This is a genomic window from Paractinoplanes rhizophilus (assembly GCF_042664765.1).
Classification (GTDB): Bacteria; Actinomycetota; Actinomycetes; order Mycobacteriales; family Micromonosporaceae; genus Actinoplanes; species Actinoplanes rhizophilus.
Genome location: NZ_JBHTBJ010000001.1, coordinates 128,263 through 154,722 on the forward strand (window position 1 = coordinate 128,263; position 26,460 = coordinate 154,722).

Here is a 26,460-nt window from a genome sequence, read left to right on the forward strand (position 1 = left end):
GGCATGTCCGGCACCGGGATCCGCGCGGGGCTGAGCTCCGCGGAAGCCGCCGCGCGCTTCGACGCCGACGGGCCCAACGCGGTCGCCGTCGTCAAGCCGCGCCGCCTGGCCGGGCGGGTGGGCCGCCAGCTGGCCGACCCTCTCGTCGCGCTGCTGCTGGCCGCCGCCGTGGTGACCACGCTGCTGGGCGACCTCCCGGACACGGCGATCATCGCACTGGTGGTGGTCGTCAACACGGTGATCGGCGTGGTGCAGGAGGTCCGCGCGGATGCCGCCATCGCCGCGCTCGACGACCTCGCCGCGCCGACGGCGCGGGTGGTGCGCGACGGCACCGATCGGATCGTGCCGGCGGCGTCGCTGGTCCGGGACGATCTGGTGCGCCTCGAGGCCGGCGACGTCGTGCCCGCCGACCTGGAGCTGACGGTGGCCCAGCGGGCGGCTTTCGACGAGTCGGCGCTGACCGGCGAGTCGGTGCCGGTGCACCGGGCCGCGGGCGAACCGGCCGGTTCCGGCACCGTGCTGACCGCCGGCCGGGCGGCGGGCATCGTGACGCGTACGGGCGCCGCCAGCTCCCTGGGCCGCATCGCCGAGCTGGTGACCCACACCAAGCCCGGCCCGACGCCGCTGCAGCGCCGGATCGCCGCGCTCGGCCGGGCGCTGGGCCTCGCCGCGGTCGCCGTCTCGGCGGTCGTCTTCGCCCTCGGCGTGCTGGCCGGGCAGCCGGTCGCCCGGATGGCCATCACCGCGGTCAGCCTGGTCGTCGCGGCCGTGCCGGAGAGCCTGCCCGCCGTCGTCACCCTCGCGCTCGCCCTCGGCGCCCGCCGGATGGCCCGTACCCGCGCCATCCCCCGCCGCCTGCACGCCGTCGAGACGCTCGGGTCGGTCACCGTGATCGCCGCCGACAAGACCGGGACGCTCACCGAGAACCGCATGGCGGTGCAGAAGACCGTCACCGCCGGCGGCGGCCGATACACCATCACCGGCACGGGATACGCCCCGGCCGGAACGGTGACGCCCCCCGCCGGGCCGGACGACCAGCTTCGGCTGCTGGCCCTCGGCGGTCTGCTGTGCAACGACGCGAACCTCGTGGCGCCGGTCGGCGACGGCGAATGGGGGGCGGCCGGCGACCCGATGGAGGCCGCGCTCGTCGCGTTCGCGGGCCGCTGCGGCCTGGACCCGGCGACCGAGCGCGCGAAGGCGCCGCGGGTGGCCGAACGCCCCTTCGACCACACCACGCTCCGCATGTCCACAGTGCACCGACTGGACACCGGTGATCATCTGATCGTCGCCAAGGGCGCTCCCGAGGCCATGCTGGACGCGGACGCCGACGCGGAACTGGTCGGCGCAGCCCACGAGCTCGCGGCGGACGGCCTGCGGGTGCTGGCCATTGCCACCGCGGTCGCCGACCGGCCGGACACCACTGCCCCGCTGCGCCCGGCCGGCCTGGTCGGCATCGGCGACCCGCTGCGCGCGGCCGCGCCCGCCACCGCGGCGGCGTTCGAGCGCTCCGGCGTACGGCTGCTCCTGATCACCGGAGATCACCCCGCGACCGCCGCGGCCATCGGCACCCAGCTCGGAATCCTCGGCCCGGGCGACCGCGTCGCCCGCGGCGACGACGGGCCGCTCACCGACCAGGAGGTCGCGCACGCCCGGGTCTACGCCCGCACCCAGCCGGAACGCAAGCTCGACATCGTCGCCGCCCTGCAGCAACGCGGCGAGGTGGTGGCGATGACCGGCGACGGCGTGAACGACGCGCCCGCGCTGCGCCGCGCCGACATCGGGGTCGCGATGGGCGGCGGCACCGAGGTCGCCCGGCAGGCCGCCGAGCTGGTGCTGGTCGACGACAACCTGGCGACGGTCGCCGACGCGATCGGCGAGGGCCGGCGCATCTACGACAACATCCGCCGCTTCCTGCGGTACGCGCTGTCCGGCGGCATCGCCGAGCTGCTCGTGATGCTGGCGGGCCCGCTGCTGGGCATGCCGCTCGCGCTGCTGCCCGGCCAGCTGCTCTGGATCAACCTGCTCACCCACGGCGTGCCCGGGGTGGCCCTCGGCGCCGAGCCGGCGGAGGCCGACGTGCGCCGCCGCCCGCCCCGCTCACCGCAGGAATCCGTGCTCGGCGACGGGCTGCTCGCCAGCGTGCTGGCCGGCGGCCTGGCGGTGGCCACGGTGGTCCTGGCCGCCGGGGTCCTCGCGCACCAGGCGGGCCGGCCCTGGCAGTCGGTGATGTTCGTGACCCTCGGGCTGGCCCAGCTCGGCGTCGCCCTCGCCGTCCGCGCCAAGGCCGCGCCCGGCACGCCACGCAACTGGTCGCTGCCGGCCGCGGTCGCGCTCTCCGGCGTCCTGCAGATCGCCGGCGTGCTGACCGAGCCGCTGCGCCTGCTGCTCGGCACCGAGCCGCTGACCGGGATCGAGCTGCTCGGCTGCGCGCTGATCGCCGTCCTGCCCGGTCTCGCGCTGCGCCTGCTACGTCACGGACGCGCCTGACCCGCGGGACCTCCGGCCTGGCCGGACAGCGAGACGGAGCAGTCCATCAAGGACAGCCTCACCGAGGCCGTCGCGGCGGGCCGCGGCGCCCTGCGCGGCATGCTGCAGGGATCGGTGAGCCAGCACCTGCTGCGCCAAGCCGCCTGCCCCGTCGCGATCGCTCACGAGGCAAAGGACTGACCCGGGCGGCGTCGGCCGGCCGCAGTCCGGTCCCACCCTGCTGCACCTCGTCGACGGCGAGGCGCAGCATATCGCCGGCGGACGCGACGTCCGCCGGCGAGAATGCCATCGGTCATCCGGTGCGCCGCGGCTCGGCCGCGGCCACGTCGACGGCGGCCACGCCCGGCACCGTCCGGGCCAGCACGGCGACGATGCCCTGCTCGGTGTCGTCCCGGAACTCGCCGGTGACGCGGGCGATCCCGCCCTCGACCACGGCGGTCCAGCGCGGGCCGCCCGCGTACTCGTCGAGACGATGCTGCACCTCGGCGGTGAGCACGTCGTCGCTCCGCACCATGACCCGCAAAATGTCGCGGCGGCTGACGATGCCGACCAGCGCCCCGTCGTCCAGGACCGGAATGCTGCGCACGTCGTGCTCCAGCATCAGCTCGGCCACCTCGGCGACATCCGCTTCCGGCCGGGTCGTGACCGGGTACGCCGACATGACCTCGGCCACCAGGCCCGGGCGGCCGGCCGGGTCGGTGTTCGGCAGCGGCAGCATGTGCGCGCTCGGATCGGCCGGCACGCGATGCCAGAGCAGGTCGCTCTCGCTCACCATCCCGACCAGCCGCCCGGCCGCGTCCACGACCGGCAGCGCGGTCACCTTCTTCACGGTGACCAGCTCGGCGGCGGCCTCCACCGGCGCGGTCTGCGCCACGGTGTGGACCGGGCTGCTCATGATGTCCTTGGCGCGCATCACATCACCTCTTGGCCATCTGCCTCGTCAGGTCGACGAGACGGTTGGTGTAGCCCCACTCGTTGTCGTACCAGCCGAACACCTTCACCAGGCGGCCCTTCGCCTGGGTCAGCCGGGCGTCGAACACGCACGACGCCGGGTCGCCGACGATGTCGGTCGAGACCAGCGGCGCGTCGGTGTACCGGACGATGCCGCTGAGCGGCCCGCCCGCGGCCGCCGCGACGGCCTCGTTGACCTGCTCGGCGGTGACGTCGGCGCCGAGCCGCAGGGTCAGGTCGCTGATCGAGCCGTCCACCACCGGAACCCGCAGCGCCACCCCGTCGAGGCGACCGGCCAGCTCGGGCAGCACCAGGCCGACGGCCTTCGCCGCGCCGGTGCTGGTCGGGATGATGTTCACGGCCGCGGCGCGGGCGCGGCGCGGGTCCTTGTGCGGCGCGTCGAGGACGTTCTGGTCGTTCGTGTACGCGTGCACGGTGGTCAGATAGCCCTGCTCGATCACGAACGCGTCGTGCAGCACCTTCACCAGCGGCGCCACGCAGTTGGTCGTGCAGGACGCGGCCGACACGATCTGGTGCCGGACCGGGTCGTACGTGTCGGCGTTGACGCCGGGCACCAGGGTGGCGTCCACGTTCTTGCCCGGCGCGGAGATCAGCACGCGGCCGGCGCCGGCCTTGAGGTGCAGCGCCGCGTCGTCCCGCGCACGGAGTTTGCCGGTGGCCTCGATGACCAGGTCGACGCGCAGGTCGCCCCAGGGCAGCGCGTCCGGCTTGCGCTCGGCGAAGGTCGGGATGCTGTGCCAGCCGACGTTGAGGGTGCCGGCGTCGTAGCCGACCCCGGTGTCCAGGTGGCCGAAGGTGGAGTCGTACTCGAGCAGGTGGGCGAGCGTGCCCGTGTCGTACAGGTCGTTGATCGCCACCACCTGCAGGCCCGCGTTGGCCAGGTCCGTGGCCAGCAGGCGGCGGAGGTAGTTGCGGCCGATCCGGCCGAAGCCGTTGATCGCGATGCGATAGGTCATGGTGGTCCTCCCACAGTGGTCTCTGCCCTCAGCGTCGCGCCGTGCCGGTCGAGCGGGCAGGGTCGAAGGTCCCGCCCCGGCAGGCCCGCCCCCGGCGGCCGGAGCCGAACGTCCTGTCTCCGGGCGCTCCGGGACCTCTGGCCCTACTGATCGCGCCGGCCGAGCGGCGATGCTGTGGCCGAGCGGGGAGGAAGGGCCGTAGTGATGACCATGGCGATCGGATCCTCTCCGCCGGTCGGCCCGCCGGCCGGGCCGGGCGCGCTGCGCTCGTTGCTGTCGCCGAGGTCGGTGGGCGTGATCGGTGCCATGGGACGGCACGGCAGCGCCGGGTACGAGACGGTGCGGGCCCTGCGCGACTACGGCTTCACCGGTCGCCTGCACCCGGTCAACGGCTCCGGCCGTCCGGTGTGCGGCATCCCCGCGCACCGGTCGCTCGCCGGCCTGCCCGGCCCGATCGATCTTCTCGTCGTGGCCCTGCCACCCGGGCGCGTGCCGAACGCGCTTCGCGAGGCCGGCCGGCTCGGCGTACGCACGGCGCTGGTGCTCAGCCGCAGCTCCGCCGCCGGCCATCATCCGGATCAGGCGCGCGAGATCGGCCGGGTCACCCGGGAACACGGCATTCTCCTGGCCGGCCCGAACAGCCTCGGCGTCATCGACACCGATCCGCGGGTGCGGCTCGACGCCTGCCTCTCGCCGTGCCGCCCGGCGCCCGGCGGCCTGGCGATGGCCTGCCGATCGGGAACGGTCGGCCTGGCGATGCTGGAGCATGCCGCCCGCAGCGGTGGTGGCCTCGCCTCCTTCGTCTCGCTGGGTGACAGCACCGATGTCAGCGCCGCCGCTCTGGTCGCCCACTGGCGGGCCGACCCCCGCGTCCGCGCTATCGCGCTCTGCCTGGACGCGGTCGGCGACCCCGCGTCCTTCGCCCGCGCCGCCCGGGTGACCGCCCGGAGCAAACCCGTGCTGGTGATCCCGGGCGGCGCGCCCGCCCCACCGGAGAGCCTGTTCACGCACGCCGGGGTCATCGCCGCCGCCGGCCTCGACGAGATGATGGACGCCGCGCGCCTGCTCGCCGATCAGCCGCTGCCGGCCGGACGCCGGCTCGGCATCGTGGGCAACGCCGGTGGCCTGGACGCCATCGCCGCCCGGACCGCGCGCGCGGCCGGCTTCCGGCTCGCCGAGAGCCACCTTCTGGACGTGGGTGTCGACGCCGACCCGCGCCGGATGGCGGACGCCGTCGAGACGGTGACCGCCCGCGGCGAGGTGGACATCGTCCTCGTCACGATCGCCGGCACCCGCGCCAACGTTCCCGACGCCATCCTGACCGCCGTCGGCCGCGTCGTGGACGGCCATCCGAAGGTGACCGCGGCCGCGGTGCTCACCGGGTGCGGGCACGACATCGACCACATCGGAGCCCGGCGGGCTCCCGTCTACCGCCAGCACGACCGGGCGATCCGGGCCTTGGCCCACGCCGTCAGCTACGCGGCGTGGCGCCGGCAGCCGCCGGGCCGGCGGGTCGCGGGCGGCCGCGTCGAAGGGTCGCCACTGCGGGTGGCCGAATAGGGACCTTGGACCCGTGCATGTCGGGCTGTCAGGCACGGGCGCCAGGCGCGCCGGGCGAGCAGGCTCAAGACAACGACATCGACTGAGGAGGACACCATGACAACCATCGGCCGCGGCGCCGCCGCCCAGCACCTCGAGAACGTCGAGGCGCCCGGCTCCATGCTCACCAAGACCGCCGCCCGCGCCCTCGCCGTGCTGCGCATCTCCACCGGCTTCATCTTCCTGTGGGCATTCCTCGACAAAACCTTCGGCTTCGGCTTCGCCACCCCCACCGCCAAAGCCTGGATCAACGGCGGCTCCCCCACCAAAGGCTTCCTCTCCAGCGTCGACCTCGGACCCACCTGGCTACAAAACTTCTTCCACACCATCGCCGGCACCGCCTGGGCCAACTGGCTGTTCATGCTCGGCCTGCTCGGCATCGGCCTCGCCCTCATCCTCGGCATCGGCCTGCGCCTCGCCGCCGGCGCCGCCATCCTGATGATGGCCATGATGTGGCTCGCCGAATTCCCCCTCGACAAAACCACCGCCGACGGCGAACCCAGCGGCTCCACCAACCCCCTGATCGACTACCACATCATCTACGGCCTCACCGCCATCGTCGCCGCCCTCACCTACGCCGGACACACCTGGGGCCTCGGCAAATGGTGGGCCTCGCTGCCCTTCGTCCAGAAGAACCGCTGGCTCATCTGACCCCACCGGCACCCACACCGCCCGGCCCACGACAGGGCCGGGCGGAATCGCGTACCGGGTGGGCCCGATCTACCTTTCCGGCCGAGGCTTCCGGCCCTGCCGGGCCGGTGCGCGCGGCGGTGTGCTGAGGGAAACCTGAGGAGGTGTCATGGACCGCTATCCGGTGCGGGTCGAGGCACACCGCGACGAGCGGCTGAGCCGCTGGCTCTGGCTCGTCAAATGGATCCTGCTCATCCCGCATTACCTCGCGCTGGCCGTGCTCTGGACCGGCCTCGCGGTGCTCACCCTGGTGGCGTACCTGGCGGTACTGTTCACCGGCCGGTACCCGGCATCGATCCGCGCCTACAACACCGGCGTGCTGCGCTGGACCTGGCGGGCCGGCTACTACGGCTACCAGGCGCTGGGCACCGACCAATACCCGCCGTTCACGCTGGCCGACGTCCCGGACTACCCGGCGCGGCTGCGCCTGGACGCGGACGCGCCGCCGCCGCGACGGTGGCTGCCGCTGGTGGCCTGGCTGCTCGCCGTGCCGCACCTGATCATCCTGGGCGCGCTCACCGGCGTGGCGACCTGGACGTTCGGCAACGGGGACCTGCGCCTCGACGTGCCGCTGAGCGTCGTCGGCGCCGCCGTGCTGGTGGCCGGGCTGGCGCTGCTGTTCACCGGGCGCTACCCCAGCGGCCTGCACGACCTGCTGGTCGGCGTCGCCCGCTGGGGCCTGCGGGTGGCGGGCTACCTGATCCTGCTGCCCGGACGGTACCCGCCGTTCCGGCTCGACCAGGGCGGCCCCGAGCCGGATCCCCGGCCCGACCGACCCGCCCGGGCCGAGCCCCCGGCCCCCGCCCGCGCGCCGTCGGCGGCCGGTCCGGTCATCGCCCTGATCGCCGGCGTGCTGCTGCTGGCGCCCGCGACCGGGCTGGGAAGCGGCGGCAGCCTGTTGCTGGCGCTGGACTCCGGCCGGGATCGCGAGGGCTACGTGACCAGCCCGGCCGTTTCGCTGAGCACCACCACCGCGGCCCTCACCGCCGAGAACCTCGAGATCGCCGGCACCGGCGTGTGGACCGGCAACCTTGCCGACGTGGGCGGACTGCGGGTGACGGTCACCTCGCCGACCGGCCGGCCGATCTTCGTCGGCATCGCGCCGCAGCCGGCGGTCGACTCCTGGCTGGCCGGCACCGCGCACGACGAGTTCGTCGGCGTGACCGGCAACGCGGCCCGGTACGACCGGGCCACCGGCGTGACGCGTACGGTCGCCGACCCCGCGGCCCAGCCGTTCTGGCTGGCCTCCGGCACCGGCACGGGTGTCGCGACGCTGCAGTGGACGGTCGTCGACGGCGACTTCGCCGTGGTCGTGGCGAACGCCGACGGCTCGCCCGGAGTCGCCGTGGAGGCCCGGGGCGCCGTCCAGGTGCCGCGCCTGGCCGCGCTCGGCGGTGGGCTCCTCGCCGCCGGCATCGTGCTCGGCCTGATCGCCGTGGGCCTCATCGTCCTCGGCGGCGTCGGGCTGGGCCGCCGGCACACCGAGCCGCCGACCGGCGTCGGCCCGCCGGCGCCCGTACCGCAATCCCCGCCGGTGCCGCTCGGCTCCTGACGACGAACCGGAAGGCGCCGGCGGTCTCCGGACCGCCGGCGCCGATTTCTGGGGTTGGTCGGTGCTTCTTGCTGGGGTTGGTCAGTGCTTCGCCCGCACGATGTACACCGGGCAGTCCGCGTGGTGCAGCAGCTGCAGGCCGGTGGAGCCGAGCGCGGTCCCGGCGATCACGCCGTGCCCGCGGCTGCCCACGACCACCAGGCGGGCGCGGTGGGACGCCTCGACCAGCTCGGCGGCGATGCCGTGGTGGGTGAGGACGACGGTCACCGGGACGTCGGGGTACTTCTCGCGCCAGGGCGCCAGCTGCGCCTCGAGCCGCGCTCGCTCCTGCGTGTCGGCCTCCGGGGTGACGGCGTCGGCGTCCGGCGCCTTGGCCATCCACAGCGGAACCGCCGGCAAGTACGACCGGACGACCTCGAGCGCGCACCCGTGCCCGGCGGCGGCCTCGAACGCCGTCTCCAGCACACCGTCGGCGGCCGGCGAGTCGTCGACCCCCGCGACGACCGGGCCCTCGGCCTCTGCGCCGCGGCCCCGGACCACGACCACCGGGCACGGCGCATGGGTGGCCACCCGCTGGCTCACCGAGCCCAGCAACAGGCTGGCGAACCCGCCCCGGCCGCGACTGCCGAGAACCATCAGCTCGGCGCCCTCGGCCTCGGCGAGCAGCCGCGACGCCGGGTGCCGGCCGATCACCGGGTCACCCTCGACGTCCTGTTTCCCGGACGCCACCCGCGCCTCGTACACGGCGCCGGCGGTGATCCCCTCGGCGTGCTCGCGGGCCAGATCGAGGTAGTCGTGGCTCATGTCGTACCGGGCTTCGCGCCACTCCCAGTCGAAGACGTGCGTGACCCGCAGCGGCAGGCCCCGGCGCTGCGCTTCGCGCGCCGCCCACCTCACCGCCGCCATGCTCCAGCCGGTGCCGTCGGCGCCGACGATGATGGGCTTGGCTCTCATGACCGCTCCTCTCAGGTCTCTCTCCTGAGCGTGCGGCGCGGCCCGGCTCGGCGGCAGGGAAGCAGGTCCTACCGAGACGGGACGTTGGTCCGGTATGAACGGCATCTGAGGACCAACGGCCCTGTTGGAGCTCCGGCCGCCGAGCAATGCTGGCCATGAGCCCACCGGTGGCCGGACCACGCGGCGGCCGGCAACGCCGGACGGCCGGTGTGCCGTCAGATCCACCGTCATCAAGACGGTCACCGGCCGCCGCGCCGGCCGCCGGTGGGCACGGGAGCAAGGGGAGGCCGCGATGAACGCTCGATCCTTCGTCCTGGCGGCGGTCGACGACGATGACGCCGGCGCCGAGGTCCTTTCCTGCGCCCGGGAGCAAGCGCGCCGGCTGGGCCTGCCGCTGCGCGCCGCCCACGTCTGGACCGGCCGCGAGCGTCGCCCCGGCGGTTCCGGGCCGACGGAGATGTCGGACAGCGATCGGCTGCTCACCGCGATCCTGTACGACAACCTGCCGCCCGATGAGGCCGCCGCCGTGGAACGGCAGATCCTGCACGACGACGACCCGGCCCGTGCGCTGGCCGCGCTCGGCCACGACGCCGCCCTCGTGGTGGCGGCGGCCGGCACGCTCGGCGAGACCGTCAAGCGGCTGGCCGGGCTGGCCGACTGCCCGGTCGCTGTCGTGCCCGCCGCGCCGCGCGTCGTGGCCGGTCGGTGACCCGCGGCCGGCGCGGGTGGACCGATCGGCCTGACGGTGATGCCGTTCGCCCCTGGCGGGGATGTCCCGAGCTGGTCACCGTCGAAGTATGAACACCAGCCTGAAGTTCGCGGCCGCGCTGACCGTCGCCGCGACCCTGGCCGCCGCCTGCGGCGGCACCGGAGCCGGACCGGCGACCCCGCCCGCCGGCACGCCGGCCCCGGCCGTTTCGTCGTCATCCGCCCCGGGCGGCGCCGGCGCGGCAACGGCCACGCCTCCCGCCTCGCACCACCTGACCTGGCCATCCGGCCCGGTGACCGTGACCCACCACCCGGCCGTGCCGCCCGTGCCGGTGCTCACCGGCGTCCGGTACGCGGAGCATTCGCGGGACGGCTACGACCGTATTGTCTTCGACATCGGCGGAGCCTTACCGGGCTACTCGGTCAAATACGTGTCCCAGGTCCGCGCCGACCCGTCCGACAAGCCGGTGTCCGTCCCCGGCCACCGGCACCTGCTCGTGGTCATGAATCCCGCGCAGGCGCACCGCGACGACGGCACCGCCACGGTGACCGGGATCCACCACATCGACCTGCCGACGCTCAAGTCCTACGCCGTCGTCGGCGACTACGAGGGATACGTCTCGGTCGCGCTCGGCCTGGACCACGTGGCCGGCTTCCGGGTCGGCGAGCTGCCCGGCCGGCTCTACATCGACCTCGCCCGGCACTGACCGGCCCCGCCGCTCGCGCACGACCGGCCACGGCGTTCGCAACTGACCGCTGACCGGCCACGGCGCCCGCGATCGACCGCTGACCAGCCACGGCGCCCGCGACTGACGGCTGACCGGCCACGGCCGCGCCTCATCGACGGCGCGGCCGGTGGGTGTCCCAGGCCAGGGCGGCGGCCGCCGCGGCGACCACGACGCAGGTCAGCGCCACGCCGATCGCGCCCCAGGCGACCATCGCGACCGACAGCAGACCCCAGGCGAAGCCGCCCGCGACAGCAGCGGTGATCAGAACCCAGCGTGGCCGGGCGGGCCGGCCGCCGAGCGACGGGTAATCGGCCACCAGACCGGCGACGATCTCGTCGAACTGCCGCTTCTTGCCGTTGGTTGTCATGTGACACGCCTCCCCGGCCACGTCGCTGCCGCGCGGATCGGGCCGAGGCATTCCCGGCCCGGCCACGTCGCCCTCGAGCGTACGGAAATCGCCGTCGCACCACCCGGGCCGATGGTCCCGAATCGCCGGGCCGGTCCGACGCCTGCCGTCCCTCGGAGCCTGGGCCGAAGGACCCTGGCGGGCCGCGCCGGCGGAGCGCGTCGGCCAGGACGTTCTCCACCTCCATCTGCCGGATCAGCGTCAGGTGCGGGTAGGCCGTGTCCCGCCAGCCGAAGCCGGCCGGCGTGACCGCGACGGTACGGGCGCCCGGTCGCAGCAGCGCGCGGGGCGTCGTGCCGGCCCGGTCCAGCAGCGCGCCCGCCACCAGGGCGTCCGGGCGCGAGGTCACACCGCGGCCACCGGACGCGACCCGTCGGCGCCCGGCCGATCGACGAGCTCGTCGCGGCGCCGGCCCGGCAGCACCCGGTAGTGGATCGAACCGCGGACGCTCACCAGCGCCAGCACCCGCCACAGGGCCCGCGCGTACGCCTCGGCCCGATCGGCGCCGTCCCACTCGTAGAGGCCCCGATAGGCGCCGTTCTCGTCGTGCGCGAGCCACAGCTTGGACACGAAACCGGGGAAGCCCACGAACAGCGGCGTGTTGAGCAGGCTCTCCCGGCGGAACAGGTCGTGCCCGCGACCCCGTACGCCGCGCAGCCGGAACTCGACCACCAGGACGCACGGATCGCGGGGCGCGGCCGCATCCACCACCGTCTCCCGATAGACCGTGGCGCTGCCGCGGTCACCGAAGCGCAGTCGCATCCCCAGGTGATTCGCCGGAAGACGCACTTGCCGCCGGCGCAGCAGTCCGGCGCTGACCACCACGCACCGGCCCACCGCCCGCGCGGCCTCGGCGAACGGCAACGGCCTCTGCTCATTCATCGCAACCTCCCGGCGCCGAGCCGGCACTCGTCGGCGAACCCGCCACGGGCGGCCGGTTCGTCCCACGGCGCGGCGCGAGGCCGGCGGCCGGCTGTGCTGAATCGCGGTCATACGACCAGCGTTCGCGCCGGCGGGGAGTGCGGGTAGGGCCCAACGACCGCCCTGGACAGCCGGCCGGCCCTGCGCCTCGGCCACCAGCCCGCATCTCGCGGCCCTCCCCGCGCCGGCCGGCGGACTGCGGCGTCCGCGACAGTGCCGGGCTGCGGCGCCACGGGCGAGGTCAGGACAGCGGGTGCCCGGTGGTGCTGTCGACGTGGTCCGGCACCGCGCCCTCGTGCTGGTCGCCGGTGGTGGACGTGCCGGTGGGCTCGAACATCAGGATGGCGCCGCCGGGTGAGGACGGCTTGTGCTCGGTGCCCTTGGGCACGACGAACACGTCGCCGGCGTGCAGCGTCACGGTTCGCTCGGTGCCGTCGGCGTCGCGCAGGGCGACATCGAACTGGCCGTCGAGGGCGAGGAAGAACTCGTCGGTGTCGTGGTGGACGTGCCAGACATGCTCTCCGCGGGTGTGTGCGATCCGCACGTCGTAGTCGTTGACGCGGGTCACGATCCGCGGGCTGTAGACGGCGTCGAACGAGGCGAGCGCCTGGCTGAGGTTCACGGGCTGATCCATACGCACCAGCATGCCCTTGCCGGGCGCGGCAATCTTGTACGTTTCTTACGATGCGGTGCTCGCTCGGGCGTCGGCCGGCTCCATCGGTGTGGTTCGCGCTCGCGGGCGGCGCATCCCGTCGACCGACCACGGGCCGGCGCCGACCACGGCGATGGCCAGGAAGGCCCAGCAGAACAGCGCGGGCGCGTCGCCGCCGTTCTCCAGCGGGAGCAGCCCGTGCGGCTGGTGCACGGTGAAATAGGCGTACGCCATCGAGCCGGAGGCGAGGATCGCGGCCGGCACGGTGAGCAGGCCGATCAGCACCAGCAGGCCGCACACCAGCTCGATCACCCCGGCGTACCAGCCCGGCCAGGAACCCATCGGCGCCGCATGCCCGCTGCCGCGGTTGCCGCCGAACACCCCGAACACCGTCGATGCTCCGTGCAGCGCGAACAACAGTCCGATCACGACCCGGAACAACGCCCAGACGGCCTCGGTGAATCGACTCCCGCGCATGCCAACCTCCGCTTCCTGCAACTTCGAAATATCCATTCACGTTAATGAATGAACACGCTCTGACATAGACGCGTCTCAATATGCGACATCGCGGCGGCACGCACGCGGCCGCGCCCGGTGCCGTCACCAGGCGGGGTTCCGGTTACGCCGCGGTGGTGCCGATCAGCAGGCCCAGACACATCTCGTCGGCCGTTCCGTCGCCCCACACCACATAGCGCGGCGGCAACTGACGCAGCTGCGGCAGCAACGTGCGCAATCCGGCGTCGTGGGTGCAGGTCACCCGGACCACGTCGCCCCGCTCCAGCTTCACCGGCGCGGCCAGCGGCCGGAGGGCCTGGTCGTCGAAGTTGTACCGCGGGATGTCCAGCAGGATCGCGGCGCCGGCCGTCCCGGGGTTGAGCTCGATCTTGATGGACCGGCCGAGCAGGTGCATGTGCCCGGCGGCGGCGTAGACGGTAGCGGGACCCGGCATCGGATAGTCGCAGTGCTGGGTGTCGCCGGCGACCGGCCGGCCCGCGCTGCACGCCTGGACCAGATGGTCCTCGGTGCCGCCGACGTCCTCGCCGAAGCGCCGGCCGACATCCTGGACCGCCGCGGCCCGGTCGCACAGCGGGCCGCTCTCCCGCGCGGTGCAGGGCAGCTCGATCGGCGCCGCCAGCCGGAACGTGTCCAGCGGGGTCACCGGCGGGGTGTCGCCGGCGAGGCGCAGGCGGATGCTCGACCGATCGGTAGGCCCGGGCTTCCCGCCGGTCGCCAGCAGGTTGTAGTGCACCTGCATGACCAGCCGGCTGCCGGGTGGCATCGCGTACCCGAGGTGCTCGCCGAGCAGCACCTCGTCGGCGCCGGGCGCCCAGTGGGCCACCCACGCGTCGCCCGGGACGCCGGAGTCGCCGAAGCACTGCCAGCCCTCGCCGGGGGCGCCGTCGTCGAGGGCGCGGGCCTTCGCGACGCCCTCCGGCGCGATCCGGAAGAAGATCGCGTGGTGCACGATGTCCGTGTTCTGCGGCAGGAACTGGCTGCCGGTCAGGTAGGCCTGGGCGGTGATCCCGGGATCCACCAGGAAGCACCGGTACTCGTCGGTGCCGCCGCCGGGCGCGACCGGCCGGTAGGGCCGGGGCATCGTCAGCGTGACGAAACGCTCGCCGGCCCGCAGCGGCCGCGGCGACGGCGGTGGCGCGGCATGCTGGTGCGCGAGCGAGCTGGGCCCGAGCGAGCTGGGCGGGGCCGCCGGTGGATCGCCGTCCGCGCCGCCGCACGCCGCGCTCGCCCCGGTCATGGCCAGGACGACCACCACGACCCCGATCCGCTTCCTCATCACCGCGCCTCCCCCCGAGCCGGCCGCCTACCGCATTCTCGTCGTGCCGACGCTGTCAGCCGCGCCGCAGGACCTCGGCGGCGCCGGCCATGGCGCGCAACTTGCCGGTCGCCGACTCCCACGGCAGGTACTTCATGCCGCAGTCCGGGGCGAGCACGATGTCCTCCGCGGCCACGTGGGCCAGGGCGCGGCGGACCCGGTCGACGACCGTCCCGACCGGCTCGACCTCGGGGGTGGAGAGGTCGAGGACGCCGAGCATGATCTTCTTTCCGGTGAGGTGCTTGAGCACCGAGGTGTCCAGATGCGACTGGGCGGTCTCGATGGAGATCTGGTCGCAGGCGCAGTCGGCCAGCTCCGGCAGGAAGGAGTAGCCCGACGGCCGGTCGTGGACGATGGCGGCGTAGCCGAAGCAGAGGTGCACCGCGGTGGTGCCGGCGACGCCGTCCAGCGCGCGGTTGAGAGCCGGCACCCCGTACGCGCGAGCGGCGTCCGGCCTGGCCTGGAGATACGGCTCGTCGAGCTGGACGATGTCGGCCCCGGCGGCGAAGAGGTCACGCACTTCCGCGTTGACGGCGCCGGCATAGGCGTACGCCAGGGCCTCTGGATCTTTGTAGTAGTCGTCCTGCGTCTGCTGCGACATCGTGAAGGGACCCGGAACGGTGACCTTGATCGTGCGGTCGGTGTGCGCGCGCAGGAAACGCACATCGGCCGCCTGCACCGGGGCCGGCCGGCGCACCGGGCCGACCACGCGGGGCACGGGATTGGGCTGCCCGCTGCGATTGATCACCGTGCCGGGATTATCGAGGTCGAGCCCGGCCAGCGCCGTCGCGAAGTGGTTCGAGTAGCTCTCCCGCCGGATCTCCCCGTCGGTCACGATGTCGAGGCCGGCCTCCTCCTGGGCGCGGATCGCGAGCAGAGTCGCGTCGTCCTGCGCGCGAGCGAGGTGCTCGGGCGCGGGCCGCCACAGCTCGGCCGCCCGCACCCGCGGCGGGAACCGGCCGGCCAGCCGGGCCCGGTCGATCAGCCATTCCGGCTGCGGGAAGCTGCCCACCAGGGTGGCCGGGAAAAGCGGAAGCTCTGCCATGATCCCCAGTATCCCCGCCGGGCCGGCCTACCGCCGCTCCCCGTCGATGTACGAGCGGCACCGGCGCGCCTTGGCGTGATACATCGCCAGGTCGGCGCGGCGGATCAGGTCGGTCATCGCGGCCGGCTCGCCCCGGCCGGTGGTGACGCCGATCGACGCGGTGACGACGAGCCGGTTGCCGTCGATGTCCATCGGCGCGGCGACCGACTCGGAGATCTCGCCGACCAGGGCCGGCCAGTCGCGGTGGGCGCCGGCCAGGGACGACTCGGTGAGGATCGCCGCGAACTCGTCGCCGCTGAGCCGGGCCGCCAGGTCGCCGGACAGGCAGCCGGACAGCCGCCGGCCCACGGTCCGCAACACCTCGTCGCCGACGGCGTGCCCGTACCGGTCGTTGACCGGTTTGAAGCCGTCGAGGTCGAGCACCAGCACGGCATAACGGGCGGCGCTGCGCAGCATCGACGGGCCGACGGCATCGAGCAGCCGGCGGTTGGCCAGGCCGGTCAGGTCGTCGTGGTGGATGGCCCACCACAGCGCGGCGCGCTCGGACTCGAGCCGGGCCACCTGCGCCCGCAGGCGCGCCACCTCGGCGTCGGTGGACTCCTCGCCGTCCGCCGCCGCGGCGCGGCCGGCGCGACTGAGGATATCCATGAGCGCCCCTTCCGGCCACATCGGACGGCCATCCGTCGAGATGGTCATCATCCCCTGCCAAGTTTCCACGGTGCAAGATTTCACAGTGCAGAAGTTCAGTCCGGTATCGATGAACTCTCTTGCCAACTCCTACGCTCGGTACGCAAAATTTCATCGCGAAAGAAGAAGGGCAACCAAGTGCTGGTTTTTGCGTCATATGCCCGAATTTGATGGCAGTCCACCCTACCCATAGTGACGGAGCACTGCGATGTATGACGTCGAATGGATGATGTCGAGCCGGTCCACCGGCAACGGCGGCAGCTGCGTCGAGGTACGGCGCCACGCGGGCCTGATCGAGGTGCGCAACAGCAAGCGGCCCGAGGCGAGCACGGTGCACTTCACCGTCGAGGAATGGGACTCCTTCCTCGACGGCGCGAAGAAGGGCGAATTCGACCGGCTGCTCTCCGGCTGACGCCGCTCTCCGCCTGACCCTGCGCTCAGGCCTTCCGGCCGACGCCGGCCCAGATGCCGCCCAGGCGGGGGCTCTCGACCCGCCCGGCCACCGCGCCGGGACGCCACTCCTGCGCCCAGACCACCCCGGGCTCGACCAGCTCGAGGCCGGTGAACAGCCGCTCGACCTCCGCCCGGGTCCGGATCGTGCCGGGGGTCGAGGTGCGCCGCTGGTAGACGTCCTCGGTCGCGGTGAACAGCTCGAAGCTCTCGGTGGCGCTGTGCGACATGACGAAGTGGCTGCCCGGGGCGACCGAGCCGATCAGCGTGGCCACCGCGTCGTCGGCCACCCGGTGCTCCGGGACGAAGTGCAGCACGGCGGCCAGGATCACCCCGATAGGCTCGCCGAAGTCGAGCAGCCTGCGCACCTCGGCGTGCTCGAGCACGGCCCGCGGCTGCTGCACGTCGCCGCGCACCGCCACCGCCAGGGCGTCGCCCTGCAGGATCTCCATGCTCTCGGCCACGGCCACCGGGTCGATGTCGACATACGCGACCCGCGCACCCGGGTCGACCCGGCGGGCCACCGCGTGCACGTTGTCCACTGTGGGGATTCCCGAGCCGATGTCGAGGAACTGCCGGATCCCGGACTCGGCCAGGTGCCGCACCGCGTTCACCAGGAAGGCGCGGTTGGCCCGGGCCGCCTCGGGAACGAACGGGAAGCGCTCGATGACGGCGTCGGCGGCGGCCCGGTCGGCCGGGAAGTTGTGCACGCCGCCGAGGTAGTAGTCGTACATCCGGGCCGCGGTCGCGGCCTTGCGGGAGCTGTCCATGCCGTCCCTGCCTCTCAGCGAAAATCCGCGATCGGCACGGAGGCCGCGGTGATCAGCTCGAAGATGCGGCGGTACTCGCGCACCTCGGCCGGTTCCTCCAGGTACAGCGCGCCGACGTGGGACTCCAGGTAGACCACGTCGGGATCCTCCGGGTCCTCGAAGTCCATGATCCGGAACGCCCCGGCCATCGCGGCGTGCGCGCCGGCCGACCATGGCAGCACCCGGATCTCCACGTGCTCCTGGCGCGCCACCTCGCACAGGTGCGCGACCTGCGCGGCGAGCACCTCCGGGCCGCCGACCTGCCGGGCCAGCACGCCCTGGCCGAGCACGGTGATCAGGCGCGGCTTGGGATACCGGGCCGCCATCGCGGCCTGGCGCTGCATCCGCAGCTTCACGTGCCGCTCGGTGGCCTCGCCGTCCAGCGACTGCTCGGCGCTGTAGATCGCCCGCGCGTACTGCTCGGTCTGCAACTCGCCGGGGACGACCTCGCCCTCGTACGTGCGGATCGCGCTCGCGCTCGCCTCGAGCCCGACGTAGAGCTTGAACCAGTCCGGCAGGGCGGGATTCGCGTCCCACCACTCCTCCTGGGAGGTGCCCAGGGCCAGGTCGGAGAGCCCGTCGGTGACGCTTTCGTCCACTCCGTACAGCCAGCAGAGGGCGCGCACGTTCGCGACGGTGACCGGGACCTTGCCGGTCTCGATGCGGTGCAGGGTGGGCTCGGAGATGCCGAGCTTGGCCTCGGCGACCTCGCGCCGGCTCTTCCCGGTCGCCACGCGCAGGCGGGTCAGCCTGCGCCCCAGGGCCCGACGCACCACACGCTGACCGGTGACCGGCACGCTCACTCCTCCGTACCGCGGCCATGCGACCGGCGGGCAATGTGGCCAACACCATATCGCCGGGGTCCGCGGAACCAAAAGTGCCCGGCCGAACACTGTCGGAGAACAACGCGCACACCTGATCGGAGGATTTCTCGCGCGCTCCGGGCGGTGGCCCGGCCAGTGGCCATACGATTCCCGGGTGCGCCGGGCGGTCCGCGCCGGGCACCGTGACGAGGGAGTGCGGTCGTGCTGCCAGGCGGAGTTCCCGGTCTCGCCCCGCACGACCATTTCTGCTTCGTGTACGACCGGGACGCCGACGCGCGCCGCGCGGTCCTGGACTACACCGTCGCCGGGCTGGCCCGCCGGGAGCGGGTGTGGGTCCTCACCGCCGGCGACCAGCCCACCGCCCCGATCGGCGACGACCTGCGGGCCGCCGGGCTGCCCCTCGACGACCTCGTGGACCGCGGCATGCTGGTGCTGGGCTCCGCCGCGGAGGCGTACCGCGAGGACGACGCCGACCGGCGGCTGGATCGCGTCGCGGAGGCGGCGCGGTCCGCTGTGGCCGAGGGCTTCGCCGGCCTGCGGGTGTACGCCGAGACCCAGCCCGTGCTCGGCCGTCCGGGCGCGGTCGCCGCCTGGCCGGCCCTGGAGCTGCGCGCCGACCTGCTCATCAAGCGGATCCCGCTGACCGCGGTGTGCGCCTACGACGCGCGCCGGTGGGCCCGCCGCGACCTGCTGCTCGCCGCGTCGGTGCACAGCCGCCGCACGCCCGATCATCGCGCGTTCAGCCTGCACGGCGGGCGGGACGGCGCGATGCGGTTGTCGGGCGACGTCGACTTCCTCGCCGCCGACCAGGTGTACCGGCTCCTGGTGGAGGCGGCGCCCGGCCGGCCGACCGCCGTGCTCGACGTGAGCGGCGTGACCCTCATCGACGTCAAGGCCGCCCGGGGGATCGGCCTGGCCTGCGAGGCGATCGCCGCCCGGTGCGGGCCCACCGTCGTCCGCGGCGCGTCCGCGCTGCTGCACGACATCTGGCGGCCGTACACCTGGTCCAGGCTCTTCCCGAACGTGGTGCTGCGGGACTGACCATGACCGGCGCGGCGCTTCGCCACCACGCTCTCGTCTACGACGACGACGAGGACTTCGTCGCGGCCCTCGCCCCGTTCGTCGCCGACGGCCTGCGCGACGGCGACGCCGTGGTCGCCGCCGTCACCCGCCACAACATCGACCTGCTCCGGCGAGCGCTGGGCGCGGACGCGCGCGCGGTCACCTTCATCGACCGCGATCTCTGGTACGTGCGGCCCGCGTCCACCATCGCCGGATGGTTCGGCCTGATCGACGAGGCACGGGCGCGGGGTCACCGCTCGGTCCGGGTGATCGGCGAGGTGGCCTTCGGCGCCGGCGCCCGGCGCGACACCTGGCTGCGCTACGAGTCGGCGATCAACGCCATCCTCGCCACGACGCCGGCCTGGATCATCTGCCCGTACGACACCCGCCGCCTGCCCGAACCGGTCATCACCGGCGCCTGGCTCACCCACCCGGTCGTGGCCGCCGACCGCCCGTCCGCCCTCTACCAGCAGCCCGGCCGGCTGCTGCGCTCCTGGGCCGAACCGCTGCCGCCGATCGCCGGGGAGCCCCTGCTCGCGATCGGTCTGGACGACCCGGCCGACCCGCGCCGCGCCCGGTGCGTGGTGCAGGCCGTGGCGCGCGGCCTGGGCTGGCAGCGCCCGGCGATCGACGACCTGCTGCTGGTGGTCACCGAGGTGGCCATCAACGCGCTGGTGCACGGCCGCCCCGACCGCCGCCTGAAGGTGTGGATCGAGGACACCGCCATCACCTGCGAGGTGACCGACAACGGCGACGGCTTCCCCGACCCGCTGGTCGGCTACCGGCCGCCGGCCCACCCGGACCGGCACGGGCTCGGCCTGTGGCTGGCCGGTCAGCTCAGCGACGCCCTGGCCACCGACCACCACAACGGCGTCACCCGGGTACGGTTCCGCTTCAGCCGTCCGCCCGCACGAAGCTGACGCCCCCGGCCAGGTGGACGAGGTCGCCGATGGCGTGCCGCTCGGCGAGCGCGTGGAACGCGTCCCGGTCCGGACGCGCGGCGCCGCCGCCCGCGCCGCGCCGGGTCAGGCGCTGGTCAGGATCGCGGCCAGCTCGGCCGGCCGGGTCAGCATCGGCCAGTGCCCGGAGTCGATGTCGACCATCTCGACGTGCTTGACCCGGGCGAGCTCGGGCAGCTCGCCGGCGTCGAGCCACTCGCGGAGCTGGGCCGGCGTGTACTCGGGGCAGACCATCACGACCGGCACGTCGTAGCGCCGCTCGTCGGTCAGCCGGACGGTGCCCTTGGCCACGCCCGCCGGCACCGGGACGGCGGCCTCGGCGAACCGGGCGCGCGCCTGCTCGTCGAGGTCGGCGGAGTCGGCGCCCTCGAACGGCGCCCAGCCGGGGAACGGCATCACGCCGTTCTCGATCGGGAAGAGGTCGGCGTAGGTTTCGCCGTCGGCCGCCGGGAACCCGCCGATCAGCACGACCGTGGCGACCCGCTCGGGGCGCGCGTCGGCGGCCAGCCAGGCGAGCCCGCAGGCGGCGGAGTGGCCCACCACCATCGCCCGGCCGGGCGCCGCGTCCACCGCCGCGAGCACCGCGCCGACCTGGTCGTCCAGCGTCGCCGCGACATTTCCGTCGCCCTGGCCGGGCAGGGTCACCGGCACGGCGCGGCGGCCGGCCCTGCCGATCTCGGCGACGACGCCGTCCCACGCCGACGGGTCGAGCCAGAGGCCGCCGATGAGCACGATCTGTTCGTCAGTCATGCCCCCAACCTAGGACCCATTCCGGACGTTCTGCTTCCGGTATGTTGGGCCGGATGGAGAGCCCCACCGCGCGGGCCCTGCGGACGCTGGAGATCCTGCAGGCCCGGCCCGGCACGACCGCCGAGCAGCTGGCGTCGGCCCTCGGGGTGACCGAGCGGGCCGCGCGGCGCTACGTCGGGATCCTGCGCGAGGCCGGCATCCCGGTCGAGTCGTCCCGCGGGCCGTACGGGGGCTATCGCCTCGGCCGCGGCACCCGGCTGCCGCCGGTGGTGTTCACCGAGGAGCAGGCGCTCGGCCTGGTGATGGCCGTGCTCGACGGGCAACCGGCGGCGATCGAGGCCGCCGATCCGGTCGGCGCGGCGCTGAGCAAGGTGATCCGGGCGCTGCCGGAGAGCGTCGGGCGGCAGGCGGCGGCGCTGCGGGCGTACGCGTCGGCAGCCCCGGACCGCCGGGCCGCGCGCGCCGATCCGGCCCTGACCAGCGCCCTGGTCGCGGCCGTTGCCGGCCGCCGACGGGTGGCCGTGACCTCGGCGCACGAGGATGGCGGCGAGTGGACGGCCGAGGTCGATCCGTGGGCGGTGGTGGTGCGCTTCGGCCGCTGGTATCTGCTGTGCCACTCGCACCGGGCGGGCGCGATCCGCACGTACCGGATCGACCGGATGCGTGCGGTGCGGCAGCTGCCGCAACCCTTCACCCCGCCGGACGGGCTCGACCCGGTCGCCGCCCTCGAGGAAAATCTGGGCTCGGGCTGGAAGTACCCGACCCGGGTGGTGTTCCACGCGCCCGCCGAGCGGGTGGCGCCCTGGATCCGGCCGCCGATGGGCCGGCTGGAGCCGGCCGGCGACCGGTGCGTGCTCACCGGGACCACGAGAAACCCCGAGATGTACGCCCAGGAGTGGCTGGCCGCCGTCCCGTTCGGCTTCACCGTCGCGGAGGGCCCCGAGCTGCGCGCCGCCGTGGCCGCGGTCGCCGCCCGGTTCGCGGCCGCCGCTTCGACCGGGGCCGATTCGCCGGCCTAGCTTGGTAGCCTCGACAGGTCAAAATCCGGCCACGGCGGGGCAGACCAAGCTCCCGGGATCATCGGAGCGCCGATGGAGCTGTTCCTCGACACCGACGACGAGCGCGCCCTGAGCACACAGCTCTACGACCAGATCAGGGCGGCGATCGGCGACGGGCGGCTGCCGCCCGGCGGACGCCTGCAACCCTCCCGCGTCGTCGCCCACGAGCTGGGCATCGCGCGCTCCACGGTCACCGACGCGTACGCCCGGCTGACCGCTGAGGGATACGTCGAGGGCCGCCGCGGCGGCGGCAGCATCGTCCTCGACCACGCCGCGCCCGGGCCCGGGCCGTCCGAGGCCCCGACCGCGCTGGCGCCCAGCGCCACCGCCGCCGCGGTCCGCCGCTACGGCGTCGCCCTGGAATCGCACCCGCGCTACGACCTCACCGCGGGACGGGTCGACACCCGGCTGTTCCCCCTCGCCGACTGGCGGCGCTGCACCAACCGCGCCCTGACCCGGCTCGCCCGCGACTTCGGGTACTACGGCGATCCGGCCGGCAGCATCGAGCTGCGCCGCGCGCTCACCCACTGGGTCGCCCGGTCCCGCGGGATCGCCGGCACGGCCGACCAGATCGTCGTCACGCACGGCGCCGGCCACGCGGCCCACCTGCTGGCCCGCGTCCTGCTGACGCCCGGCGACGTGGCCGCCGTCGAGGAACCCGGCTATCCCCCGATCACCACGATGCTGCGCTCGCTGGGCGCCGAGGTGGTGGGCGTCCCGGTCGACGAGCACGGCCTGATCGTCGACGCGCTGCCCGACGCGGCGCGGCTGGTCCACGTGACTCCCTCGCACCAGTACCCGCTCGGCGCCGTCCTCAGCCGGCAGCGACGGCTCGCGCTGCTGCGCTGGGCCGGCCGCCGGGGCGCCGCCGTCATCGAGGACGACTACGACAGCGAGTTCCGCTACCTGAACCGGCCGCTGGAGCCCCTGCATCGGCTCGACCGCGACGGCGTGGTGGTCTACGTCGGCACCTTCAGCAAGATGCTCAGCCCGGCGCTGCGCCTGGGGTTCGCGGTCGTCCCGCCCGGCCTGGTGCCGGCGATCACCGCGATGCAGCAGGCCGTCGACTTCGGCGTGCCCGCGGTGACGGCGCAGGCGCTGCGCACCTTCATCGAGGACGGGTATCTGGACCGCCACCTGCGTCGCGCCCGCAAGGTCTACGCCCGGCGGCACCGCGCGGTCGGCGCGGCCCTGGCCGCGCTGCCCGATTCTCCCCTCACCCCCCTGCCCAGCCAGGCCGGGCTGCACCTGACCCTGCTCACCCCGCGGACACCGGACGACCAGGAGCTCGGCGTCCGCTCGACCCGGCACGGGCTGCAGCTCTCCTCGCTGCGGCGGACCTACCAGCACAGCCCGCCCCGGGCCGGCGTCGTCCTCGGCTTCGGCGCGATCCCCACCGCCGACATCCCCGACGCGATCGGGCTGCTGGCATCGTTGTACCCCTGACGAGCGCGATCCTGGCCGGCGGCCGGCCCGTCGCCGCACCGCTACCGGGTCGGGCTGCCGCTGCTGCGCGCGCTGTCGGGGCAGTGGCGGGCGGCGGTGGACGCCGGGCGCGGGCAGCGGGACATCAGCGCCGCCCGGGCCGCGGTCGGCGGATGAGCCTCAGATCCGGCCGATCGTGGTGATCGCCCAGCTCATCCTGGAGGCGGCGGTCTCCGGGTGGTCGCCGAACTCGGCGGCCAGCCGGGCGGCGCAGCCGCGGAGCCCCAGCGCCCGCAGCGTACTGGTGACCGCGGTGCGCACCTCGGCGGCGGAGGGCTGGTCGGACGATTGGAGGGCCGAGGCGAACAGCGCCTCGGCGCGGGCGGTGTCGAAGGAGGTCCTCATGTCCACAGCCTCGCCCCTCGGGCGGCGCTTGTCGTCGCGGCCAACCCCCAACCCCACTACCGGGCAGCAGGAATGATCCAGGTCGCGGTGGTCGTGGTCGTGGCGGTCGCGGCCGCTTTGCAGGCGCTCAGCGGGATCGGCTTCGCGCTCGTGGCCGGGCCGCTGCTCATCCTCGCGCTGGGGCAGGCCGACGGCGTACGCCTGGCCGTGGCCCTGTCGTTGTTGCTCAACGCCACGATCCTGGCCGGGACGTTCCGGCACGCCCGGTGGGGCGACGCGGCGCGGCTGTTCGTCCCGGCGGCGCTGCTGGTGTGGCCGGCGGCCCTGATCACCGGCCGGCTGCGCGGGGGCTGGGTGCTGGCGTTCGCCGGCGTCGCGGTGCTGGCCGGGGTGGCGCTGATCGTCTCCGGCCGGCGGGCGCACTGGGTCGACCGGCCCGCCGGGGCGGTCGCCGCCGGTGGCGCGAGCGGGGTGCTCAACGTCCTCGCCGGGGTCAGCGGGCCGCCGGTGGCGCTGCTGGTGGCGCATCGCGGGTGGGAGCCGCGGGTGGCGACGGCGACCCTGCAGGCGTACTCGTTGCCGTTGAACGCCGTGACGCTGACGGTGCTGGGCCCGCCCACCGGCCGGCCGGCGCATTTCGCCGGCGCCATCCTCGCGCTGCTGGCCGGGGCCGCGGTGGCGTGGCCGTTCGCGCACCGGATCGGGCCGGGGACGGTGCGCGCCATCGCCCTCGCCATGGCCACCGTGGGCGCGCTGTCGCTCCTCGCCCGGGCCGCCACGTAGTCACGGCTCGCCTCGCACAGGTGCCGCTCGCCGGGTGACGGGGGACCTTCGCCTCTGATCGGGCCGCGCCGCCGCCCGGCACCGTGGTATCAGCAGGCGGCATCCCGCCGCACCGACTCCAGCGACCCGAGGTGCGCCATGTCCCGCATCACCGCGATGCCGAGCGGCACCGCCACCCTCGCCTACGACGAGTCCGACCTGCGCCTCGCGGCGCAGGCGGGCATCCGCGCGCCGTCGCTGCACAACAGCCAGCCCTGGCTGTTCGGGCTGCGGGACGGGGCGATCGAGATCCGCGTCGACCCGGTCCGCCGGCTCGCCACCGGCCGGGCCGGCTGGGCGGCCCGGGTCGCCTGCGGCGCCGCCGTGTACAACGCGCGCCTGGCGCTCGCGGCGGCGGGCCGCCCCGCCGTCGTGCGGCTGCACCCGGAGCCCGCCGACCGGGACCTGGTCGCCCGGCTCACGCCGGGCCGTCCCCGGCCGGCCACCTACGCCGAGGCCGAGCTCTACGCGGCCGTGCCGCACCGGTACAGCAACCGCGGCCCGTTCTGGGCCGAGCCGGTGCCCGCCGAGGTGCGGGTCGCCCTGATGGCGGCGGCCCGCGCCGAGTCGGCCTGGCTCGACCTGCTGGTCGGCACCACGGCGCTCACCGCGTTCAGCGAGATCGCGCACGGTGCCGACCGCGTCCTGCGCCGCGACGCCCGGTACCAGGCCGAGCTGGCCACCTGGACGCACGCCGACCACGCGGGCGACGGCGTCCCGGTGCGTGCCGGGGCGCCGCTCCCCGAGCCGCAGGACCTCCTGCCGCAGCGGTTGTTCACCGATAGCCGCCGGGCGCCGGGGCGCGACTACGAGCCGGAGCCGCTGATCGGGGTGCTGGGCGTGGCCGGCGACCAGCCGGCCGACCAGACGGCCGCGGGCCAGGCCCTGCAGCGGGTGCTGCTCACCGCCACCGCGGCCGGCCTGGACACCTCGATGATCAGCCAGCCGATCGAGGTGCCGGCGGCCCGCGACCAACTGCGCCGCTCGCTGGGCCGGTCCGGGTACCCGCAGATCGCGATCCGGTTCGGCTACGGCACCCCGGGACACCCGACCCCGCGGCGGGACCTGGCCGAGGTGCTCGCCTGAGCACGCGGCCCTGATCGCCCCGCCGCGCCGCCCGGCGCGGTGGGGAAGGGAGAGGAGACTGCCATGAGGGCACTGGTTGTCTACGAGTCGATGTTCGGCAACACCGAGGCGATCGCCCGCGCGGTCGCCGACGGCCTGCGGGAGGCCCGCGACCTGACGCCGGATGACGTCAGGCTGGCCGACGTCGCCACCATGCCGTCGGCCGAGGGCGTGGACCTGCTGGTCGTGGGGGCGCCGACGCACGCGTTCGGGCTCAGCCGGCCGAGCACCCGCAAGGACGCCCAGCAGCGCGGCCCGATCCGGCCGGGCGCCGCCGAGGTCGGCCTGCGCGAGTACCTGAACGTGTCGCCGTCGCTGACCGGGCTGGCCGCCGCGGCGTTCGACACCAAGGTGGACAAGCCGCGGCTGCCCGGCTCGGCGGCGCGCCGGGCCCGCCGGGAGCTGCGCCGGCTGGGCTGCCGCGTGCTGGTGCCGCCGGAGAGCTTCCGGGTGCACGGGACCGCGGGACCGCTGCTGGACGGTGCGGTGGAACGGGCCCGGCGCTGGGGCGCCGCGCTGGCCGCGGCGCTGCCGGCCGAGCGCCGCCGGGTCTGAAGAGGGCCGGCTCCGAACCGGGCCGGGT

The 26,460-nt window shown here is 74.5% G+C and carries 29 protein-coding genes; 15 read left to right on the plus strand and 14 right to left on the minus strand.

Translation table 11 applies throughout. The annotated features are described in order from the left end of the window. Positions 1-3: 3 nt before the first annotated feature. Together ACFQS1_RS00570 and ACFQS1_RS00575 are read left to right on the plus strand one after the other, a co-directional pair. Entirely contained in the window at positions 4-2,487 is a 2,484-nt protein-coding gene (locus ACFQS1_RS00570; protein WP_378963843.1) for a cation-translocating P-type ATPase, read from the plus strand. Between the two features lie 45 nt (positions 2,488-2,532). Then, positions 2,533-2,667: a universal stress protein gene (locus tag ACFQS1_RS00575; RefSeq protein ID WP_378964615.1), complete on the plus strand. Its 135-nt coding sequence runs from the start codon at positions 2,533-2,535 to the stop codon at positions 2,665-2,667. A 112-nt stretch (positions 2,668-2,779) separates the two neighbouring features. Here ACFQS1_RS00575 and ACFQS1_RS00580 read toward each other — a convergent pair whose 3' ends face one another. Together ACFQS1_RS00580 and gap are read right to left on the minus strand one after the other, a co-directional pair. Continuing rightward, a complete protein-coding gene (locus ACFQS1_RS00580) occupies positions 2,780-3,400 on the minus strand; it encodes a CBS domain-containing protein (RefSeq protein WP_378963844.1) in 621 nt (206 codons plus the stop codon). A gap of 4 nt (positions 3,401-3,404) precedes the next feature. After that, positions 3,405-4,415 carry a type I glyceraldehyde-3-phosphate dehydrogenase gene (gap, locus tag ACFQS1_RS00585; RefSeq protein WP_378963845.1) on the minus strand — a complete coding sequence of 337 codons (1,011 nt, stop codon included), beginning with the start codon at positions 4,413-4,415 and terminating at the stop codon, positions 3,405-3,407. A 210-nt stretch (positions 4,416-4,625) separates the two neighbouring features. Here gap and ACFQS1_RS00590 point away from each other — a divergent pair, with 210 nt between their 5' ends. From ACFQS1_RS00590 to ACFQS1_RS00600, 3 genes are all read left to right on the plus strand, one after another. Further along, a complete protein-coding gene (locus ACFQS1_RS00590) occupies positions 4,626-5,975 on the plus strand; it encodes a CoA-binding protein (RefSeq protein ID WP_378963846.1) in 1,350 nt (449 codons plus the stop codon). 96 nt (positions 5,976-6,071) lie between these two features. Continuing rightward, positions 6,072-6,665 (plus strand): DoxX family membrane protein, encoded by a 594-nt coding sequence (locus ACFQS1_RS00595; RefSeq protein ID WP_378963847.1) that lies wholly within the window; start codon positions 6,072-6,074, stop codon positions 6,663-6,665. A gap of 148 nt (positions 6,666-6,813) precedes the next feature. Next, positions 6,814-8,256, plus strand: coding sequence for a DUF4389 domain-containing protein (locus ACFQS1_RS00600; RefSeq protein WP_378963848.1), 1,443 nt, complete (start codon positions 6,814-6,816; stop codon positions 8,254-8,256). An 81-nt stretch (positions 8,257-8,337) separates the two neighbouring features. On the opposite strand, the gene ACFQS1_RS00605 is transcribed toward ACFQS1_RS00600, so the two are convergent. Next, positions 8,338-9,210, minus strand: coding sequence for a universal stress protein (locus ACFQS1_RS00605; protein WP_378963849.1), 873 nt, complete (start codon positions 9,208-9,210; stop codon positions 8,338-8,340). Between the two features lie 292 nt (positions 9,211-9,502). Here ACFQS1_RS00605 and ACFQS1_RS00610 point away from each other — a divergent pair, with 292 nt between their 5' ends. Both ACFQS1_RS00610 and ACFQS1_RS00615 read left to right on the plus strand, forming a co-directional pair. Further along, complete coding sequence (locus ACFQS1_RS00610) at positions 9,503-9,919, plus strand: universal stress protein (protein WP_378963850.1); 417 nt, start codon at positions 9,503-9,505, stop codon at positions 9,917-9,919. 88 nt (positions 9,920-10,007) lie between these two features. Further along, positions 10,008-10,625: an AMIN-like domain-containing (lipo)protein gene (locus tag ACFQS1_RS00615; protein ID WP_378963851.1), complete on the plus strand. Its 618-nt coding sequence runs from the start codon at positions 10,008-10,010 to the stop codon at positions 10,623-10,625. Between the two features lie 130 nt (positions 10,626-10,755). On the opposite strand, the gene ACFQS1_RS00620 is transcribed toward ACFQS1_RS00615, so the two are convergent. From ACFQS1_RS00620 to ACFQS1_RS00650, 7 genes are all read right to left on the minus strand, one after another. Next, positions 10,756-11,013, minus strand: coding sequence for a hypothetical protein (locus ACFQS1_RS00620; protein ID WP_378963852.1), 258 nt, complete (start codon positions 11,011-11,013; stop codon positions 10,756-10,758). 384 nt (positions 11,014-11,397) lie between these two features. Further along, the gene (locus tag ACFQS1_RS00625) at positions 11,398-11,934 is read right to left on the minus strand and encodes a hypothetical protein (protein WP_378963853.1); all 537 of its coding nucleotides are present in this window, start codon (positions 11,932-11,934) and stop codon (positions 11,398-11,400) included. A 280-nt stretch (positions 11,935-12,214) separates the two neighbouring features. Beyond that, complete coding sequence (locus ACFQS1_RS00630) at positions 12,215-12,607, minus strand: cupin domain-containing protein (RefSeq protein ID WP_378963854.1); 393 nt, start codon at positions 12,605-12,607, stop codon at positions 12,215-12,217. Between the two features lie 45 nt (positions 12,608-12,652). After that, complete coding sequence (locus ACFQS1_RS00635) at positions 12,653-13,102, minus strand: DoxX family protein (protein ID WP_378963855.1); 450 nt, start codon at positions 13,100-13,102, stop codon at positions 12,653-12,655. 142 nt (positions 13,103-13,244) lie between these two features. Continuing rightward, positions 13,245-14,417, minus strand: coding sequence for a monooxygenase (locus ACFQS1_RS00640; protein ID WP_378963856.1), 1,173 nt, complete (start codon positions 14,415-14,417; stop codon positions 13,245-13,247). A gap of 55 nt (positions 14,418-14,472) precedes the next feature. After that, complete coding sequence (locus tag ACFQS1_RS00645) at positions 14,473-15,501, minus strand: uroporphyrinogen decarboxylase family protein (RefSeq protein ID WP_378963857.1); 1,029 nt, start codon at positions 15,499-15,501, stop codon at positions 14,473-14,475. A gap of 27 nt (positions 15,502-15,528) precedes the next feature. Then, positions 15,529-16,149, minus strand: coding sequence for a GGDEF domain-containing protein (locus ACFQS1_RS00650; RefSeq protein WP_378963858.1), 621 nt, complete (start codon positions 16,147-16,149; stop codon positions 15,529-15,531). Positions 16,150-16,396: 247 nt separating this feature from the next. Here ACFQS1_RS00650 and ACFQS1_RS00655 point away from each other — a divergent pair, with 247 nt between their 5' ends. Beyond that, entirely contained in the window at positions 16,397-16,600 is a 204-nt protein-coding gene (locus ACFQS1_RS00655; protein ID WP_378963859.1) for a DUF397 domain-containing protein, read from the plus strand. A 25-nt stretch (positions 16,601-16,625) separates the two neighbouring features. On the opposite strand, the gene ACFQS1_RS00660 is transcribed toward ACFQS1_RS00655, so the two are convergent. Together ACFQS1_RS00660 and ACFQS1_RS00665 are read right to left on the minus strand one after the other, a co-directional pair. Next, positions 16,626-17,408 carry an SAM-dependent methyltransferase gene (locus tag ACFQS1_RS00660; protein WP_378963860.1) on the minus strand — a complete coding sequence of 261 codons (783 nt, stop codon included), beginning with the start codon at positions 17,406-17,408 and terminating at the stop codon, positions 16,626-16,628. A gap of 14 nt (positions 17,409-17,422) precedes the next feature. Next, positions 17,423-18,244: a helix-turn-helix domain-containing protein gene (locus ACFQS1_RS00665; protein WP_378963861.1), complete on the minus strand. Its 822-nt coding sequence runs from the start codon at positions 18,242-18,244 to the stop codon at positions 17,423-17,425. A 228-nt stretch (positions 18,245-18,472) separates the two neighbouring features. On the opposite strand from ACFQS1_RS00665, the gene ACFQS1_RS00670 reads away from it, so the two are divergent. Together ACFQS1_RS00670 and ACFQS1_RS00675 are read left to right on the plus strand one after the other, a co-directional pair. Beyond that, positions 18,473-19,312, plus strand: a complete 840-nt coding sequence (locus ACFQS1_RS00670; RefSeq protein ID WP_378963862.1) for an MEDS domain-containing protein — start codon at positions 18,473-18,475, stop codon at positions 19,310-19,312. A gap of 2 nt (positions 19,313-19,314) precedes the next feature. Beyond that, on the plus strand, positions 19,315-20,253 hold the full coding sequence (locus tag ACFQS1_RS00675; protein ID WP_378963863.1) for an anti-sigma factor RsbA family regulatory protein: 939 nt from the start codon (positions 19,315-19,317) through the stop codon (positions 20,251-20,253). A gap of 105 nt (positions 20,254-20,358) precedes the next feature. Here ACFQS1_RS00675 and ACFQS1_RS00680 read toward each other — a convergent pair whose 3' ends face one another. Beyond that, complete coding sequence (locus ACFQS1_RS00680) at positions 20,359-21,042, minus strand: alpha/beta fold hydrolase (RefSeq protein ID WP_378963864.1); 684 nt, start codon at positions 21,040-21,042, stop codon at positions 20,359-20,361. A 53-nt stretch (positions 21,043-21,095) separates the two neighbouring features. Between ACFQS1_RS00680 and ACFQS1_RS00685 the strand changes: the two genes are divergently transcribed. After that, complete coding sequence (locus tag ACFQS1_RS00685; protein ID WP_378963865.1) at positions 21,096-22,061, plus strand: helix-turn-helix transcriptional regulator; 966 nt, start codon at positions 21,096-21,098, stop codon at positions 22,059-22,061. Positions 22,062-22,133: 72 nt separating this feature from the next. Further along, entirely contained in the window at positions 22,134-23,546 is a 1,413-nt protein-coding gene (gene pdxR, locus ACFQS1_RS00690) for a MocR-like pyridoxine biosynthesis transcription factor PdxR (RefSeq protein WP_378963866.1), read from the plus strand. A gap of 159 nt (positions 23,547-23,705) precedes the next feature. On the opposite strand, the gene ACFQS1_RS00695 is transcribed toward pdxR, so the two are convergent. After that, a complete protein-coding gene (locus tag ACFQS1_RS00695; RefSeq protein ID WP_378963867.1) occupies positions 23,706-23,930 on the minus strand; it encodes a hypothetical protein in 225 nt (74 codons plus the stop codon). A gap of 72 nt (positions 23,931-24,002) precedes the next feature. Between ACFQS1_RS00695 and ACFQS1_RS00700 the strand changes: the two genes are divergently transcribed. The 3 genes from ACFQS1_RS00700 (at position 24,003) to ACFQS1_RS00710 (ending at position 26,432) form a co-directional block, all read left to right on the plus strand. Continuing rightward, a complete protein-coding gene (locus ACFQS1_RS00700; protein WP_378963868.1) occupies positions 24,003-24,713 on the plus strand; it encodes a TSUP family transporter in 711 nt (236 codons plus the stop codon). Positions 24,714-24,851: 138 nt separating this feature from the next. Beyond that, a complete protein-coding gene (locus tag ACFQS1_RS00705; protein ID WP_378963869.1) occupies positions 24,852-25,838 on the plus strand; it encodes an Acg family FMN-binding oxidoreductase in 987 nt (328 codons plus the stop codon). Between the two features lie 63 nt (positions 25,839-25,901). Then, positions 25,902-26,432 carry a flavodoxin family protein gene (locus ACFQS1_RS00710; RefSeq protein ID WP_378963870.1) on the plus strand — a complete coding sequence of 177 codons (531 nt, stop codon included), beginning with the start codon at positions 25,902-25,904 and terminating at the stop codon, positions 26,430-26,432. Positions 26,433-26,460: the final 28 nt, after the last annotated feature.